This is a genomic window from Hoeflea sp. BAL378 (assembly GCF_000759435.1).
In the GTDB taxonomy this organism is placed as follows: Bacteria; Pseudomonadota; Alphaproteobacteria; order Rhizobiales; family Rhizobiaceae; genus Hoeflea.
Genome location: NZ_JRJG01000207.1, coordinates 1 through 16,879, shown reverse-complemented (window position 1 = coordinate 16,879; position 16,879 = coordinate 1). Strand labels below are relative to the sequence as shown.

Annotated in this window: 12 protein-coding genes and 2 pseudogenes; 3 read left to right on the top strand and 11 right to left on the bottom strand. The window is 65.5% G+C overall.

Translation table 11 applies throughout. From position 1 onward, the window contains the following. The first annotated feature begins 1,280 nt into the window (after positions 1–1,280). Positions 1,281–2,186, top strand: a complete 906-nt coding sequence (locus LL06_RS27545) for a hypothetical protein (protein ID WP_152599778.1) — start codon at positions 1,281–1,283, stop codon at positions 2,184–2,186. A 74-nt stretch (positions 2,187–2,260) separates the two neighbouring features. Here LL06_RS27545 and LL06_RS25215 read toward each other — a convergent pair whose 3' ends face one another. The 10 genes and pseudogenes from LL06_RS25215 to LL06_RS25170 form a co-directional block, all read right to left on the bottom strand. Further along, complete coding sequence (locus tag LL06_RS25215) at positions 2,261–2,872, bottom strand: DUF6656 family protein (protein WP_035533579.1); 612 nt, start codon at positions 2,870–2,872, stop codon at positions 2,261–2,263. Positions 2,873–3,112: 240 nt separating this feature from the next. Then, positions 3,113–4,009: a hypothetical protein gene (locus LL06_RS25210; RefSeq protein WP_152599777.1), complete on the bottom strand. Its 897-nt coding sequence runs from the start codon at positions 4,007–4,009 to the stop codon at positions 3,113–3,115. Between the two features lie 151 nt (positions 4,010–4,160). Then, positions 4,161–4,943, bottom strand: a complete 783-nt coding sequence (locus tag LL06_RS25205; RefSeq protein WP_035533577.1) for an outer membrane beta-barrel protein — start codon at positions 4,941–4,943, stop codon at positions 4,161–4,163. A gap of 325 nt (positions 4,944–5,268) precedes the next feature. After that, entirely contained in the window at positions 5,269–6,204 is a 936-nt protein-coding gene (locus tag LL06_RS25200; RefSeq protein WP_035533576.1) for an ornithine cyclodeaminase, read from the bottom strand. Between the two features lie 42 nt (positions 6,205–6,246). Next, positions 6,247–6,684 carry a TIGR01841 family phasin gene (gene phaP / locus LL06_RS25195; RefSeq protein ID WP_035533574.1) on the bottom strand — a complete coding sequence of 146 codons (438 nt, stop codon included), beginning with the start codon at positions 6,682–6,684 and terminating at the stop codon, positions 6,247–6,249. 557 nt (positions 6,685–7,241) lie between these two features. Next, on the bottom strand, positions 7,242–7,490 hold the full coding sequence (locus LL06_RS25190; protein ID WP_152599776.1) for a hypothetical protein: 249 nt from the start codon (positions 7,488–7,490) through the stop codon (positions 7,242–7,244). A gap of 81 nt (positions 7,491–7,571) precedes the next feature. Continuing rightward, on the bottom strand, positions 7,572–8,177 hold the full coding sequence (locus LL06_RS25185; protein ID WP_052161905.1) for a GNAT family N-acetyltransferase: 606 nt from the start codon (positions 8,175–8,177) through the stop codon (positions 7,572–7,574). A gap of 818 nt (positions 8,178–8,995) precedes the next feature. Further along, positions 8,996–11,926: pseudogene (locus LL06_RS25180) on the bottom strand (sarcosine oxidase subunit alpha family protein); the annotation flags it as partial. A 104-nt stretch (positions 11,927–12,030) separates the two neighbouring features. Further along, positions 12,031–12,282: pseudogene (locus LL06_RS25175) on the bottom strand (sarcosine oxidase subunit delta); the annotation flags it as partial. An 11-nt stretch (positions 12,283–12,293) separates the two neighbouring features. After that, on the bottom strand, positions 12,294–13,544 hold the full coding sequence (locus LL06_RS25170) for a sarcosine oxidase subunit beta family protein (protein ID WP_035533572.1): 1,251 nt from the start codon (positions 13,542–13,544) through the stop codon (positions 12,294–12,296). Positions 13,545–14,167: 623 nt separating this feature from the next. On the opposite strand from LL06_RS25170, the gene LL06_RS25165 reads away from it, so the two are divergent. Further along, complete coding sequence (locus LL06_RS25165; protein ID WP_035533571.1) at positions 14,168–14,581, top strand: response regulator; 414 nt, start codon at positions 14,168–14,170, stop codon at positions 14,579–14,581. Between the two features lie 33 nt (positions 14,582–14,614). Beyond that, entirely contained in the window at positions 14,615–15,844 is a 1,230-nt protein-coding gene (locus LL06_RS25160) for an ATP-binding protein (RefSeq protein ID WP_035533570.1), read from the top strand. Between the two features lie 12 nt (positions 15,845–15,856). Here LL06_RS25160 and LL06_RS25155 read toward each other — a convergent pair whose 3' ends face one another. Further along, positions 15,857–16,741, bottom strand: coding sequence for an HNH endonuclease (locus LL06_RS25155; RefSeq protein ID WP_035533568.1), 885 nt, complete (start codon positions 16,739–16,741; stop codon positions 15,857–15,859). Positions 16,742–16,879 lie beyond the last annotated feature (138 nt).

Here is a 16,879-nt window from a genome sequence, read left to right as displayed (position 1 = left end):
CCACCGCGGGTCCTACGGAAAAACAGAGGGGCCGGTGGATCCTCGGGACAAGCCCGAGGATGACGGGACGCGCACCATCTTTCGTCATCCTGGCCTCAGGCAGACTGTCGTTCTTCCTGCAAACGGCTTGCCGCGTGGAGGGTCACGGAGTGGATCCTTGGCTCGGGGGCCAAGGATGACGAAAGTGAGGGGCCGGGTCGCGGAACGTCGGGAACAGTCTGCTTTCGGGGGGCGAACGGGCAGGCGGAGCTTCGTCCTTGCTCGCCCGAACGGAGGCTGGCCCCAGCCAGGCAGCCGGTCGCCTTGCCGCGCGGCACGGGCCGCCGGGGTGTGAAGATCCAGTCCGGAGGGCCGCGCGGGGCAGTGCCTTCGGGTAGGCAGGGTCTGCGCATGCCGGGTGTCGGCCGGCATGCGCAGGGAGGGTGGCGCTGACGGCGCGCGGCCCGGAACTCGCCGGACGGCGTCCCCGTCCGACAGGCGACGGCCTCGCACCACGCGGAAGTCGGCTCCTTAGCCCGCCCCTCTTCAGGGCCTTCCGCCCGGGTTGCCCCGGCCGCGGATCGGGACTAGATCCGCGGGAGCTGCTTTGGGCGCGGATTCCGGCACGGACCCTGCTGAAATTCCCAGCATGTCCGCCACAGGCCCGGACCTCTGGCCCCGTCCCCGCCCGCGTGCCGCAGGCAGTGCCGGGACCGCCCGGTGGCTGGCTTTGCACGACCCATGAAGACCGCCCGCCAGCGGAACCGCGTTGACCATCGCCTCCCCCCGCCCTGCGCGCTGACGTTTGCGCGCCGGATCAGGGGGCATTCCCTCCCGCCTCAATCGAAACGTTCGCGATCCATCCGGCGGCGGAAGCGAGGACAGTGTGGCACGGGGGCGGAAGGTGGGGAAAAGATCGGGCGGGATTTGGGCTAAGGGATTGGAAATGCTGGAGGCGAGGTGCGGAACCTTCCACGGATTTCGGCGCCTTGGCCGGAACGACGCCCCTCCCTCCCCCTTGAGGGGAGGGATTGAGGGTGGGGGTCGTGAGCGCAGCGAACCGGAGATACCCCCACCCGGATCAGCTGCGGCCTCCGGCCTTGCTTCTCCTCAGGGTCGAGCCACGGGTCTCGCCCCGTCCTTCGGACCCCCTCAAGGGGGAGGTTGGCCTCAGCGAGACGCATGAGGCGCAGCCATTGCTGCAAGACCCTCATCCGCCGGCTTCGCCGGCACCTTCTCCCTGAGGGAGAAGGGAGGACCGCAGCGGGGGCCGCCCACAGTCCGCTGCAAGCACTATCGAATTGAGCATCCACAATTGCTTGCCGCATCCCTCCCTAGGCTCCGCTATTGACGCTCTTGCTATGGCCAAAGCTAATGGCTTAAAGTCGGACGGACAGGAAGTTCGGGAACTGTACCCTGCATTTCTAGCCGGCCGACCCAAGCGGATCTTCGGGTATTTCAAGTTGAAGTATTCAGAAGGACGTCGGCACGCCGAACATAGATTCGTGAGCTTTATGCCATTTTCGGGGATGAGTTCAATGCGTCAAATAATGAGACGTGGCATAACGATTTTGGCTTCAATCACAGCGGGCTTTGTGACGCTTCTGACAATTCTCTCTTTCTTCGCGGTCAAACCGCTCCCGTATTTAGAACTAAATCTAGATGCAATCATGGATGAGGGGCGATGCAAATTTCAAATTGTGAATAATGGTATAAATGACAATAAAATATTAAATGAATTGTATGAAAGCAATGGCACTTCTATATATTTATACATGAACATCAATGTCATACCCAATGAAAACGTGAATGATAATTCTTCGATTAATGAATGCGTCGCCGTGTCGCTTGACACAGAATATAATAAATCAACGTGGGGAAATCTTAAAGGTTTAGATTTTTTTGAGATTGAAATCAAAGACACGATCAGCATCCCCAGCGAAGGATACATAAACAATACGATAATTCTTCTTGTACCGAATTCACCTGGTGACTTTTTGCAATTAAAATCCTGCGAAGGTTATTGCCATCAAATTCTTGGGCCAGTAAGAATTCAAAAAGCATTCTCTGAAGAAGGTTTTATAGGCGTTAAACTGGACCCCGTTAATGTTTACGAAAACTCTTATCTAACTTCACGCTACGAGTGCAGGCTGGAAGTTCAATCCAAAGGTTACGAATTAGTCGCGCCAATAATTTGCGCATTTTAACCTGAATCCACATCGTAGAACGGTGCCCGACCCCGACCCTCTACGAAATCATGCAGATGTGCGCCCCACCCCCCTCACCCGATCGCCGCCACGATCCTGCGCAAATCCGCCGTCCTCGCCCCCAGCATCAGCACGTTCCTGAGCGCCGTCGTCGGGTCGGCGGTCTTGAACAGGACGCCGGTGCCGCGGACCTCGCGGTCGAGCACCGGGCGGCGGGGTTCGGCGGTGTCGCCGGGCTTCATCGCCACGGCGAAATACATGCGCGAATAGCGCGGGCTGATGCGGTGGAAGAAGGTCTCGTCGGCGGTGATCTCGGCCGAGAAATTGGCGATGTAGAAGCCCCAGGTGACGTCCTTGTGGTCGGCGAAATCGGCCTTCGACGCGGTCACGTGGACATAGCCGAGATGCGGCGCCTGGGCCAATGTCCTGTGGAAGATGATCTCCGGAAAGCGGATCATTCTGTGGAAACTGTTGAGCCGCTGGTGCGTCGTCCGGCCGGCATTCTCCAGCCGCATGCCGGTGCGCGCGGCGACCTCGGAATAGGTGAGGAAGCGGCGCTCCTCCTCGACCCAGTCCTCCGCCTCCCGCGCGATCCGCCCGGTGCGCAGAAAATTGGTGTGGATCGCCTTTGCGGCGGCGGGCGCCGGCGCCTTGGCCTTGGCCGCATAATATCTGAACATCGCCATTTGGAGCACGCGCTGGGGGGTTGCCTCAACGAAACTATGACTTCGAATGGTTAACGGGTTACTGCGGGCGAAGCCCGAAACCTGCCCTGCGGCAAGGGCCCTGCGGCGGCACCGCGCGCTGCAGGCAGGCGCGCCGATCGCGTACGCGACCGGCCCGATCCTCGCCACGCCGGGCCGCAGGCCATAAAAAACCCGGCCAGGTCTGGCCGGGTTGGAAGAGGTCGAGGTCAGGCTCTGAACTTAGCCGTGCGCGGCCAGGATCGCTTCGCGAACGTCTTCGGCCTTGTCGGCAACCGAGGCGATGGTCGCGTCGGAGAGATCCACGCCGAAAATGGTGGCCAGCGCCCGGACCGTGTCATCGGTGATCTCGATGTTCTTGTCCGACGCCGTGCCGATGAAAATTCCCGCCAGATCATTGACGGATGCGGGATCGACCGTTGCCAGCCCGGTTGTCCCGGTGGACCAGAGCTGATCAAGCAAGGCGAGGTTTTCGAGCGGCGAATCGATGATGGAGAGCGTGTCCCAATCTGCCAGCACCCTTGCGGCGAAATCGGTTGCGGAGAGTTCATACAGGGACGCCATCGTCGCCGGGTCGAAGTTGGAAATCACTTCCGCGAGCGACCGGGCAAGAACCTTGTCCGGGCTGCGGGCAACGCTCAACCGGCCCAGTTCGACTTCCGGAATTCCTTCGTCCGCCCACACCGGCTTGCCGCCCTTGTTGCTGCCGGCCGCACCGGCCTGGGGTCCCTTGCCGTCGGAATCGGCGCTCGGACCGCCTTGGCCGCTGCCACCGGTGCTGCCGCTGCCGCCCGCTCCCTGGCCCTGCCCGCGACCGCCCTCCGTGCCGCCGTCATGGCCACTGCCGCTTCCGCCCGATCCCTGACCCTGGCCGCCATGGCCTTCGCTCGACTGGGCGTGGGCGGTATCCGAGAACAGCGAGAAATCGCCGATGGCCGGCACCGCGATTGCCGCAAGGGCCAGGGCCGATACGCCGGCGATGAGCAGATGGTTTGTAAAGTGCCTGTTACGCATATTAGTTTCCTCATTCCTAGGTTTGCCATGACAGGCACACAGCCTCTGCGCTGCTGCCTTGGCTGCAACCTCTTCGAAAGGAAACGCTGACGCATTGATATGCATCAAATCTCATATATTAATAGACAGATGTATCCTGCAGGACGGGTTTGCCGGTCCGTCGGACCGCGGGTCCAACCGACCGCGGGGTGCGGCACAAAAAAACCTCCTGGCCGGGGCCAGGAGGTGTCTTGATCCGAAACCGGTCCAGATGGCGTCAGTTGAAGGGAAATCTGAGGCCGACGGTGACGATGTGCGACGTGAAGTCGAAGTTGAACGGCTCGATCGGATCGCCCGCTCCGTTGCCGGGAAGCGGCGTGCCGCCGCCCGAGACATTGCCGAAATCCACATAGCGATAGGCAAGGTCGAGATAGACCGGGCGCTTGACGGTCTCGGTCATGTCGATGGAGACACCGGCGCCGATGGTCCAGGCGAAATTGGTGCTGTCATTGCCCTCGAAGGAGCGCACCGGGCGCGCGGGGGGATTGATCGTCGCCAGGTTTGTCCGGGTCCAACTGTCCATCCTGACATTGGCGACACCGATCCCGGCCGTGACAAACGGCTGGATACGGCCGGTGTTGCCGGTCATCGCCAGCGGTTCGACGCTGACATTGAACATCCCGCTGATGGCCGACACGGAGGTTGCGATATTGGCATGGTCATTGGGCTTGCCGCCGGCAATGCTGGGCAACGGGCTCACCCAGTTGGCCTGAACGTCCTGGTCGCCAAGGATGCCGAGAGACACATCGGCCCGCACCCCGTCCATGATCGTCCTGCCGACCGAGATGAAGCCGGCGACGGTCGCATCGGCATTCACGTCGTAGGTGATGCGCGGATCGCCAGGACCAGGTGACTGCCAGAAACCGGGCTGATCGCCTTGCCAGGCTCCGCCGACCTCGCCGCCGAAATACCACTGGTCCTCGGCCTGCGCAGAAGCGGAAAAGCCCGCGGACGCGACCAGGACCGTGGAGATCACACTGGAGAGCAGGGTTAGACGCATGGGAATCTCCGGACCAAATCAAATTTCGCTATCTGTTTAGGAACCTTCCTGCCGGGGGTCAACCGGCGGGACCGGTACGGTTGAATTTGGCACACCATTGTGACCCATGAGACACATCAGACTTATGGCATGAATTGAGCACGGGGGCCGTCATTCCTGCGCGGGGGAAAGGCCAGTGAGCCGCCCGGCCTTTCCTGCCGGCTCAGCGGTTCGGCCGGCGGCTCGGCTGCCGGTCCGTTCCAAAGGATGAAACGGCATCGTTCCGGTTTCCGGGGAGCGCCTCCGCGCCGGCGTTGACAGCCTCGCAGGCGCCCGCCAGGCCGCTTCACCGCCCCTCGAGCGCCAGATAGACCGCATGCGCGATCATCACGTCGAGATGGGCGCCGCCGCCGTTCTTGAAGACGGTGATCTCGTCGGCCGAGCCCCGGGCCGCGCGGCCCTGGACCAGGTCGTGCAGGTCGCCCTCGATGTCGGCCTCGGTGATCGCGCCCGATTGCATCGGGATCATCACCTCGCCGATATGGCCGATGGTGGTGGCGCGGCTGTCGACGAACAGGCGGCCGCGGGCGAGCACGGCGTCGTCGGCCTCGCGCATCGAGGGCGTGTAGGCGCCGACGAGATCGACATGGGTGCCGGGCCTGAGCCTGGCGCCCCGGATCAGCGGCTCGGTCGACATGGTGGCGGACGAGATCAGGTCGGCGCGGGCGACGGCGGCGTCGAGATCAGTGACCACCTCGGCGCGCACGCCGTCAGCCTCGAGCGATGCCGCCAGTTCCTCGGCGCGGGGCCGCGAGCGGTTCCAGATCATCACATGCTCGAGCGAGGGCCGCACCGCGCGGTGGGCGTCGATCAGCGGCCGCGCCATCGAGCCGGCGCCCACCATCAGCATGGATTTCACGTCGACGCGCGACAGGCAGGAGGAGCCGAGCGCCGAATCCCCCGCCGTCTTCCAGGCGGTGAGGTCGACGCCCTCGAGCACCGCCACCACATGGCCGTGCGCCTCGTCGAACAGCAGCACCTGGCCCTGCACCGAGGGGCGCGGCGGGTCACCTGCCGGATTGTCGGGATAGATCGTCACCGCCTTGACGCCCGAGGCGAGCCCGGGGATCCAGGCGGTGCGCACCAGCATCTTGCGGCCTGCGCTCTCGATGAGCGAATCCCTCAAATCCGCGGGCGCCATCACGTGGCCGGCCCGGAGGGCCTCCACCGCGAACAGCCAGGAACAGACCGAGCCGATATCGTCTCCGGTTACAATGCGCATGATACGTCCTTCATGATATGTCTGTGTGCGGCGGAAGGCCGCCTATTTCCGCTTCTGGCCGCTCATCGCCGCGCGGATGTCCTCGAGCGTCTCCTGCATGCTCTTCTGCAGCACCTTGAAGGTCTCGGCGCCCGATTGCTGCGCCATGCCGGCGATCTCGGAGGTGTTCTTGATGGCCATCTCGAAGGAGCGCTTGGCGAAATCGGCCTGCGTCTCCATCATCGATTTCGGGTCGCCGCCCGTCTTCACCCTGTCGGCCATGGCGGAGATTTCCTCGAGCGCCTCGCGCACCATCTCGCGCTGGCGGGTGAGAATCGAGCTGGCGCCGGAGCCGGCGGTCTTGGCGGCCTGGTCCAGCGCTTCGAGGTTCTTCTGGTGGCGCGCCACGATCGCGTCGAGGTCCGGCTGCGGCAGCTTCATGTCCTTGCCGAAATTCATGAACATGGACACCAGATCGTCGGTGGATTTCTTCTCGGCCATGGTCTTCCTCCAGGTTGCGGCGGGCGCCTGCCCGCCAAAGTCCAGCCCCGACTATACAGGCCCGCGCGCGCATGCCCAATGCCAAATTCGGCCCCGCGGGTCGCCGCCGGTTGATGCGGCAGTGCAATATTTTTTGCGCTGCAGAAATCGGACGGAGAGAGATCCACCGCTCTGCCATCCCGATGAGCACACCGCCAGGGCCGGGCGAGAGTGTGTCGTTCTCGGTCCCATGATCCGGGACGAGCCCGCCCAGATCCGTGGGCGGGATCAATCCCTGGACCCGGCAGACGCCGGGCCGAAAGAGGCCGGATCAAGTCCGGCATGACGGGAATGGGGAGCATGACGGGAGGTCCGGGCTTCGCGACCTTCTTATGCGAATCGACACCGGCGCGTGACGGCCTAAGGTCCGCGACGTCCCCCGGCCTTGACCTGGTCGCACACGCCGCTGCGACCGCACTCAGGCAGGAATATCGGCCGGGCCTCCGGCGCTGTCGCGGCGTCCGGCCGGCGCACCGATTGCGGCTTCAGGCCAGGGCCGCGCCACGCGGGCCGGAGCCTCAGCGGCGGATGTCGTGCAGGTCGAGCGCGATGCGTGGATCGAAGACGATGCGGTCGACGCCGAGCGCGCCGAGCGCCCCGCCGAACTCGCCGGGGAAGCGGCCGGCGCGACGCAGGCCGCGGTGCTGGAGGCCGCAGGCGCAGCTCGGCCTGGCCGCGAAAAATTCGCCCCTTGCGCCTCCCGAGGCGCGGGTCGAGAGCCCGGAGCCGGTCCGGCGCGGGGCGGCGGTGTCGCTGGTCCGCATCACTCGAAACACCTTTTTCCTGTTTGGTTCGAACGGCTTGGCATGGGTTCCGGACTCACTTCGCAAGCCAGTTGATTCAGTTTCTCAGTTGACCGGCGCGGCCATGGCGGCGATGTCGGGCGCGGGCGCCGGCACCACCGGGAAGGTCCGGTGCGTCCGGTCGCGCGCCGCGAGCCGCAAGCCGTCGGCGACATTGATGCGGCCCACCGACTGGTCCGCCGCGAACTGCATCTTCGCCCCGAACTTGCGCGCCAGCGCCTTCATGGCATGGTTCTGTGACCCTGTTTCGACAATGATCGTGGAGATGTCGCATTCCGACGCCGCCCGGAGCAGCGCCTTGACCAAGATCGTCCCGAGCCCCTTGCGGCGCCAGTCCGAGGCCACCGAGAACGCCGATTCGCCCTCGTGCAGGCCGATCTGTCCGCCGGTGTGCAACTCGGCCACGGCCACCAGATGGTCGCCGATGTAGGCGCCGATGACGATGGCCTCGTTGAGCGAGCGGGCGATGTATTTGTCGAGCCAGGGATCGGAGACCAGCCCGTTGAACCGGTCGCGGAAATCCTCGTAATGCAGCTCGTGGAGATGGGCGCAGAAATCCCTGGCGTCGGACGGGCCCAGATATCTAAGGGTGACGTCGCTGCCGATGATCAGTTGTGGTTGGCGCGGTTTGAACAGAAACCGAGAGAGCATAGTCGACCTCCAAAGGTCATTCCTCCCGAAATATCCTGACCCTCGATATAATTGTGCGGCGCAACAAAATCAAGACAAGCTTTGATGACGGAGGTAACGCGGCGTGTCCGCGCGCCCTCCGGAGCCCCGGAAACCGGCCGCCCGGCGCCCGTCCGCCGGCCCGCAAACCCGGATGCGTCAACATATCACACCTCGCGCGCGGCGGCCAGAAGACCACGTTGCGGGCGCCCGCCGCCGCGCCGGGCTCGTTACGACAGCAGGCGAATCGACCGCGCCAGGCTTTCGGCCAGATCCCGCGCATAGGTCGAGAACGCCAGGATCTCGAACGAGTCCTGCCCGGTCCGGGTAAGCTGCACCGGCACATGGCCGAACAGCGTCGGCGCGCTGGCGCCAGACGTGGCGAACGCGCCCTCCAGATCGATGCCGGACTGGGTGGCGATGATGCCGGCGGCTTCCGGACCCGTGAGCGCGAACCGCACCCGGGCATCGCTGAGGTCGCACAGGCTGAGCTCCGCCGCAGCTCCGAGCCGCTGCTGAAGATCGGTGAGGCTCTCGCCCGCCTGCCCCACCGCCAGCGCCTGGCCGGGCTGCACCGGACGGATCGCACCGTCGCCGGCCTGGGCCGTCTTGCGCACCGCCGCATCCTTGCCCGTTGGCCCCGAGACCAGGTACACCGGCGCCTCGGGCAGAAGCGCGAGCCGGACCCTGCCGTCCGCGTCGACCGTGAGCCCGTCGAGCCAGTCCGCGGCGCGGGGCGCGGCCGGCGTCACCGGCGGATAGTCCCGCGCGGGCCGCGCCTTGCCGGCGTCACCGCTGCTCAACAGCACCGGATCGCCGACGATCGCCCGCGTCTCCACGCCGCGGAGCGGATCCCACACCGTCAGGATCTCTCCGTGGCGGTCGCGGCCGCGCCTGAGCATGGCGAGCGCGATGGTGGATCTGAGATGCGGCGACCAGCAGGCCGACGTCACATGGCCTTGGTCGTTGGCCATGGTGGGGGCTGCGTCGGGTTCGAGGAGATGCCCGCCGGCCAGAATCCGGTGCGCCGGATTGACCGGGCGCAGGCCCACGAGCTGCAGCCGGTCGGCGCGCTGCAGGCCTTCGCGGCCGAGCATCGCGCGCCCTATGAAATCGTCCTTCTTCGCGCTCACCATCTTGCCAAGCCCGAGATCGCCCGGCGTGGTGCGCCCGTCGATCTCGGCATGGGTGATGAAGCCCTTCTCGATGCGCAGCACATTGAGCGCCTCAAGCCCGTAGGGGGTGATGCCGAACGGCTGCCCTGCTTCGAGGATCGCGTCCGCCACCGCCTCGCCCTGGCGCGCCGGCACGGCGAGCTCGAAGGCGAGCTCGCCCGAAAACGAGATCCGGAACAGCCGCGCCGCAAGCCCGGAGTGGAGCCGCACCGCGCGCGCGGCCATGAACGGCATGGCCTCCTCGCCGAGATCCGCGTCGACGATCCGCGCCAGCACATCGCGCGACGCGGGCCCGGCGACCGTGATCTGGGCCCACTGGTCGGTGACGGAGGTGAGCCGCACATCGAGCTCCGGCCACAGCGCCTGGGCGCAGAATTCCATGTGCGCCATGGCCTCGCCGGCCGCCGCCGTGGTGGTGGTGATGAGATAATGGTCATCCCCCAGCCGGCTCACCGTGCCGTCGTCCATCACCAGCCCGTCCTCGCGCAGCATCAGCCCGTAGCGGGCCTTGCCGACGGCGAGCGTCGACATCTTGGAGGTGTAGACGAGGTCGAGGAACCGGGCCGCGTCAGGGCCGCTCAGATCGATCTTGCCCAGCGTCGAGGCGTCGGAAATTCCCACGCCCGACCGGACAGCCAGCGTCTCGCGGTCGCAGGCCTCCTTCCAGGTGGGCTCGCCCTCGCGCGGGAAATGCGAGGCCCGCATCCAGGCGCCGGCCTCGATGAAGACCGCGCCGTGCCTCTCCGCCCAATGGTGCAGCGGAGACCGCCGCACCGGCCGGTAATGCGCGCCCCTATGCTCGCCCGCCAGCGCCCCGATGCTCACCGGCGTGTAGAACGGCCGGAACGTCGTGGTGCCGACCCGGTCGGGCGTCACGCCGCGGTTCTCGGCGAGGATGCCGATGGCGGTGACGTTGGAGAGCTTGCCCTGGTCGGTCGCCATGCCGGTGGTGGTGTAGCGCTTGGCGAGCTCGACATGGCCGTAGCCCTCGCGCACGGCGAGGCCCAGATCCTTGACAGTGACATCGTTCTGGAAATCGACGAAGGCCTTGCCGCGCGCTTCCGCGACATGCCAGAGCGTCATGAAGCCGGTCGAGCCGCCGCAGGCCTCGCGCACGGCAGGCGCATCCGCCTTCCTAGGCCTGAAGCCGAGATCCGTCGCGGCCTGCGCGCCGGCTTCGGCCCCGCTCGCAAGACAGCCCGCGAGATCAAGGATCCCCGCCGCGCTGCCGGCCGCCGCCAGACCGTCGCGCGGCGCGGGCGGCAGGAACATGCCGCTCTGAGCATCCCACACCGGCCTGTCGCCGCGGTGGCAGGCAAGATGCACCACCGGGTTCCAGCCGCCGGCCATCGCCAGCGCATCGACCTTGATCGTCTCGCGCTTGCCCGTGGCGCGGTCGATTGCCTCGATGCCGGAGACCGCCTTGCCGCCGGTGGCGTCCGCCACCACATGGCCCTTAAGCACCCGCGCGCCCTCCGACGCCGCCAGGTCCGGCGCGGGCACATCGGCGCGCGCGTCAACGAGCGTCACCGCGAGCCCGCGCGCCAGGAGATCCCGCGCCGTCTCGTGGCCCGACGGCCCGGTCGCGAACACCGCCACATGGTTCCCCGGCCGGATGGCCGCGGCATTGGCGAGCCCGCGCATCGCGGACGCCGTCATCACGCCGGGGCGGTCGTTGCCGCCGAACACCAGCGGCCGCTCCTCCGCGCCCGCGGCCAGCACGGCGCGTTTCGCCGCGATCCGCCAGATCCGCTGCGCAGGACCCGAGCCCGCGCCGTCGCGCCGCTCGACCGCGCCGAAGACGCCGCTGTCATAGGCGCCGAACACCGTCGTATTGCTCAGGAGCCGCACCTTCGGGTTGCCCGCCAGTTCGGCGATGGCCGAGGCCACGAATCCCGGCCCGTCGCTCCCGCCGATCTCCACCCGGTCGCGGAGCAGCCGCCCGCCGAAGCCGGAATTCTCGTCGCAGAGCACCACCCTTGCGCCGGCCCGCGACGCCGCCAGCGCCGCCATCAGCCCCGCCGGACCGGAGCCGATCACCAGCACGTCGCAATGGGTCCAGCGCTTCTCGTAGTCCTGCGGATCGGGCGCATGGCTCGCCCGGCCGAGACCGGCGGCCTTGCGGATCAGCGGCTCGTAGAGGGTTTCCCACAGGCCCGCCGGCCACATGAAGGTCTTGTAGTAGAAGCCCGCGCCCAGGAACGGCGACAGCGCCGAGTTGACGGCGCCGACATCAAAGCCCAGCGACGGCCAGCGGTTCTGGCTTTCCGCCACCAGGCCATCGCGCAGCGTGACCATCGAGGCACGCAGGTTGGGTTCGCGCGTCGGCCCGTCGCCGATCGTCACCAGCGCATTGGGCTCCGACGCGCCGCCGCTCAACAGCCCGCGCGGCCGGTGGTACTTGAACGAGCGGCCCATCAGCGTCACGCCGTTGGCGAGCAGCGCCGAGGCCAGCGTGTCGCCCTCAAATCCCTCGAACGCGCGCCCGTCGAAGCTGAACCGCACGCTTCTCGTGCGGTCGATCAGGCCGCCATCGGAAAACCGGGAAAAGCTCATGCCTGGCCCCTCCCCTTGGCGGCGGTCGCCGCTTTCGCCGCTCTTGCCGGCCTGGCCGGTTTCGCCGCGGGGCCGGGTCCCCCGGCCTGCCCGCGCGCAAACTCCGCCGCATCCGTCACGGCATGAACCGCGTGGCTGAACGTGTCGCGCTCGACAACCAGCCAGCGTCGGCAGCCGCCCGAATGCTGCCAGTGCTCCTTCATCGGCCCGCGCACATTGTCGCGCAGGTGCACATAGGCGTCCCAGGCCGCGAAGGCGGCCCCGAGCTGCGGCCGCACCGGCGAGGCGTCGCCGCGAATGGTGAACTCTTCCTTGGGTCGCGTCCCGCAATGGGGACAGGTGATCAGACTGGCCATCGTGTCCGCCCCTAATGCAGGTTTGCCTGGGCGCCGTGCCCGGTTTCGTCAATCTGGTAGCCGCGCGAAAACCGGTCGAGCCGGAACGCCTTCGCCAGCTCGTGCGTCTCGCCGGTGGCGAGCAGATGGGCGAAGCACCAGCCCGAGGCCGGCGTCGCCTTGAAGCCGCCATAGCACCAGCCGCAATTGAGATAGAGATCCTCGACCGGCGTCCTGTCGATGATCGGCGAGCCGTCCATCGACATGTCCATCACCCCGCCCCAGGACCTGAGCACCTTGACGCGGGAGACCGACGGCACCATCGCGCAGGCAGCCTCCATCACGCTTTCGACCGTCTGCAGATTGCCGCGCTGGGCGTAGGAATTGTACATGTCGAGGCTGCCGCCGAACACCAGCCCGCCCTTGTCGGACTGCGACATGTAGAAAAGTGCTGCGCCGAAGGTCACCACCTGGTCGATGAAGGGCTTCAATCCCTCCGAGACGAAGGCCTGCAGCACCTGGCTCTCGACCGGCAGCCGCATGCCGGCCATTTCCGCCACCCGGCCGGAATTGCCCGCCGCCGCCAGCCCCAGTTTCTTGCAGCCGATGAAGCCGCGCGAAGTCTCGACGCCCACGACCCTTCCGCCCTCGCGGCGGATGCCGGTCACCTCGCAGTTCTGGATCAGGTCGACGCCGCGGCTGTCGGCGCCCCGCGCATAGCCCCAGGCGACGCCGTCATGGCGCGCGGTGCCGCCGCGCCGCTGCATCAGCCCGCCATGGACGGGAAACCGCGGATTGTCGAAATCGAGGAACGGCACCAGCTCGCGCACCTCCTCGCGGCCGAGCAGTTCCGCGTCCTCGCCGGCGAGCCGCATGGCATTGCCGCGCCGCGCATAGGCGTCGCGCTGGCCGTCGGAGTGATAGAGATTGATCACCCCGCGCTGCGACATCATCGCGTTGAAATTGAGCTCCTGCTCGAGCCCTTCCCACAATCTCAGCGAATGGGAATAGAACGGCTCGTTGCCTTCGAGCAGGTAGTTCGCCCGCACGATCGTGGTGTTGCGCCCGACATTGCCCGAGCCGAGATAGCCCTTCTCCAAGACCGCCACATTGGTGATGCCGTGGTTCTTGGCGAGGTAATAGGCGGTCGCCAGCCCGTGGCCGCCGCCGCCGACGATGATCACGTCATACTCGGCCTTCGGCTCCGGCTCCCGCCAGGCCGGCTGCCAGCCCTTGTTGCCCGAAAGCCCCTGCTTCAAGATGGAAAATGCCGAATATTTCATGCGCCGCGCCCGTCCTTGAGACCCGCGCCATAGGAAGGCCGCAAGGGGATAACTGTCAAGGACGGGACGCGACATGGGCGGGGATTGTTTGCGGCGGACGCCGGAGAACTGATGGGACGCTGCCTTTGAGGCCTGACACTGGCGATGTGCAGGGGGAGATTGACCCTGGAGATCGCCCCCTCCGCCGTCCTCCTCGGGCTTGTCCCGAGGATCTACTGGCGCACGGCCCGCCATGACTGGTCCAGTAAAGAACCCGAGACTTGGGTAGATCCTCGGGACAAGCCCGAGGAGGACGAGACGCGAGGTTCCCCAAGGAAACGCCGGGTCCCGTGAGGACGCGAGGTCCCACAAGGACAACGCGGGAGTCAGGTGGACGACGCGCAGTCCGGGCAGGCAGCTTTTGAGGCAGCGCCATGCGAGTCGTCCGCTTCCAGGGAACCCAAAGCAAGGCTTGACCGGCGGCGCCTCCGCGCGCCAGCCATTGCCAGATTAGGCTAAGGACTTGCAACATATGACTTATCCGGAATGTGATCGGCGCCGGTTTTTGACCGCAATGGCTTATTCTCCGATTTCATCTGTGCTAAGGGCTTAAATTACGTTGCGCTAATACGAGACGGAGTTGCATGTCAGGCAAGCACATCTGCATCGTGGATGACGATCTCGACGACATCTTCCTGATGTCGGCGTCGCTCAAGCGCCTGGAAGCAGCCGCGGCGCTCAGCCTCAGCATCAGCACCTTTACCGACGGCAACGACGCGCTCGATTTCTTCGCCGCCGCCGCCCCGGCCAGCCTGCCCGACTGTATCTGCATGGACATCAACATGCCGGGCCTCGACGGCATCGAGCTGCTCAAGCGGCTGAGAGACATGGTGCATCTGCAATCCCTGCCGATCTACATCGTCTCCACGACGATGGACAGGAAGACGCACGAGACGGCGCTCGCGCTCGGCGCCACCGGTTCCTTCGTCAAGCCCGAGACCATGGCGGGGATGGAGGAAATGCAGAAGCGGTTTCTCGGCATCGGCGCCGGCGACTGACCCGTCCAAACCCGGCGAACGACAAGGTGACCCATGCTGGATTCAATCCGCCTCTACTTTGAAACGAATTCGTTTCTGGCCCATGGCTACTGCCTGACCTGGCGGACGGACCTGATCGCGCTGCACGCGGTGTCAGACTTCGTGATCTTCGCCTCCTATTTCATCATCCCCACGGCGATGCTCTACCTCTACCACAAGCGCCGGGACCTGGTCCCGAGCCGCATCATCCTCCTGTTCTCCGCCTTCATCATCGCCTGCGGCCTGACCCATCTCGTCGGCCTGATCACGCTGTGGGACCCGATCTACGGTTTCGAGGGCGTGCTCAAGGCCGCGACCGCGGTCGTCTCCGGCCTCACCGCCGTGGCGAGCTGGATGCTGATGCCGGCGGCGCTCAAGCTGCCGAGCACCAGTACGCTGGCGCTCAAGAACGAGGCGCTGGGCGCCTCCATCGACGAGCAGCGCCGGGCCAATGCCGAGCTCGAGCAGATCAAGGCGGAACTGGAGCTGCGCATATCCGAGCGCACGCGCGAGCTGCAGGACAAGGCCGAGGCGCTCGAGCGGATGAACGTCAGCCTGTCGCAATACGCCCATTTCGCCTCCCACGACCTGCAGGAGCCGCTGCGCAAGATCGTGTCCTTCACCGAACTGGCCATCGAGCAGGATGTCTCCGGCGACCCGGAGCTCAAGATGTATCTCAAGAAGAGCAACGAATCGGCGCGCCGCGCCCGCACCCTGGTGCGCGATATCCTCAGCCACGCCGAAATCGACCAGCACACGATGGATACCCAGGAGCTCTCGCTTCAGGACGAGACCGCCAAGACCCTGGAAAATCTCGAGCTTCCGATCAAGGAGCGGCAGGGCAGGATCGACACAGCCATCGCCGACATCACGCTGCGCAGCGACCCGGCGCTGCTGGCCCAGGTGCTGCAGAACATCATCGGCAATGCACTCAAATACACCCCCGCCGACCGGACGCCGCACATCACCATCACCGCAGCGCTCACCGGCGAAGGCGCCGACTGCATCATCGAGGACAACGGCATGGGCTTCGATCCGGCGCTCGCCGACCGGATCTTCCTGCCCTTCACCCGGCTGCATCCCGGCGCGGGCGTCAACGGCTCCGGCATGGGCCTGGCCATCGTCGCCAAGGCCATCGGCCAGCTCGGCTGGACCATCGCGGTGGAAACCGAGGAGGGAAAGGGCACCCGCTTCCTCATCCGCATCCCCGGGGAGCAGATCATGACGGGAGCGGTGACTGGGTGAGCGGATGTCAGCTCAGGCGGCCTTGAAGCGATGGGTACGATGCCAGTCCAGATAATAGGGATGCGGCCGCAAGCGGGGATTGTCCGGAACGAGCGCCTTGAGATCGGGCCTGAGCAGATGCGAGACATCGTGGTTGAGCTGGCGCGACCTCAGGATCGTGAAATCGTCCTCGAGCGAGAGCAAGCCGCGGTCGAACATCCAGTGGACCGTGCCCGACAGGGCGATGCCGTTCTGCACCGAATCGGGACCATTCGCCTCCACCGGCATGATGTGGGCGGCTTCGACTTCCGGGCGGCCTTGGCCGTTGATCAGGCGCAAGCCGGTAAAGGCGCAGCGCCGGTCGTAAGCGATCCGCACATGCTGCCGGAATTTGATGTCGCGGAACCGGCGGTTGACCAGTTGTTCGACGAGCGGCCGCTCCAACGGCGCTTGCGGCGGTTCATCAAATTCGGAGCCATCGATGTCTGCCGCATCATAGCGCTCAGGCCAGGGGCTCCGTTCACTCAACCCCGCGGCAAGGATCGCCTCGCATTCCTCATCGCTGATCACCCGCACGGCCTGGACCGCGCGGCCTGGGCTGACCCGACCATCTGGAAGAATGAAATTGCGTTCAAGACCGCCATTCTCTCTGTTGCTGACCATCCGATCGAACTCGATATATCCTCTTAGGTCGGCGTAGTAGTGATCTGAGAGATAAGAGTCTTCGCGTACATCGGTGACAATCGCGGCAGCCCAATAAAACTGACCTGTCTGGCCGCTCAAAGGTCCATAGTAGACAATCGGTCGGCCGATGACCTGCTGCACCCTCGAAAGATACTGCTTAGGAAAATGATAGTGGAAAGCTGGCAGGTCTTTATAGCCGCTATCAGCTTTGTGATAGAAAACTGCCGCCACCATGAGCCTGATCCAATGCTACTGCTTCGGGTTCATGCATCTTTGACAAAGCTTTGAAAAATCACAAGCTTTTTGTCGCGGCCCGGGGGGCCCCAATCTCCCCCCTTGCGGGGGAGATGTCGGCGTAGCCGACAGAGGGGG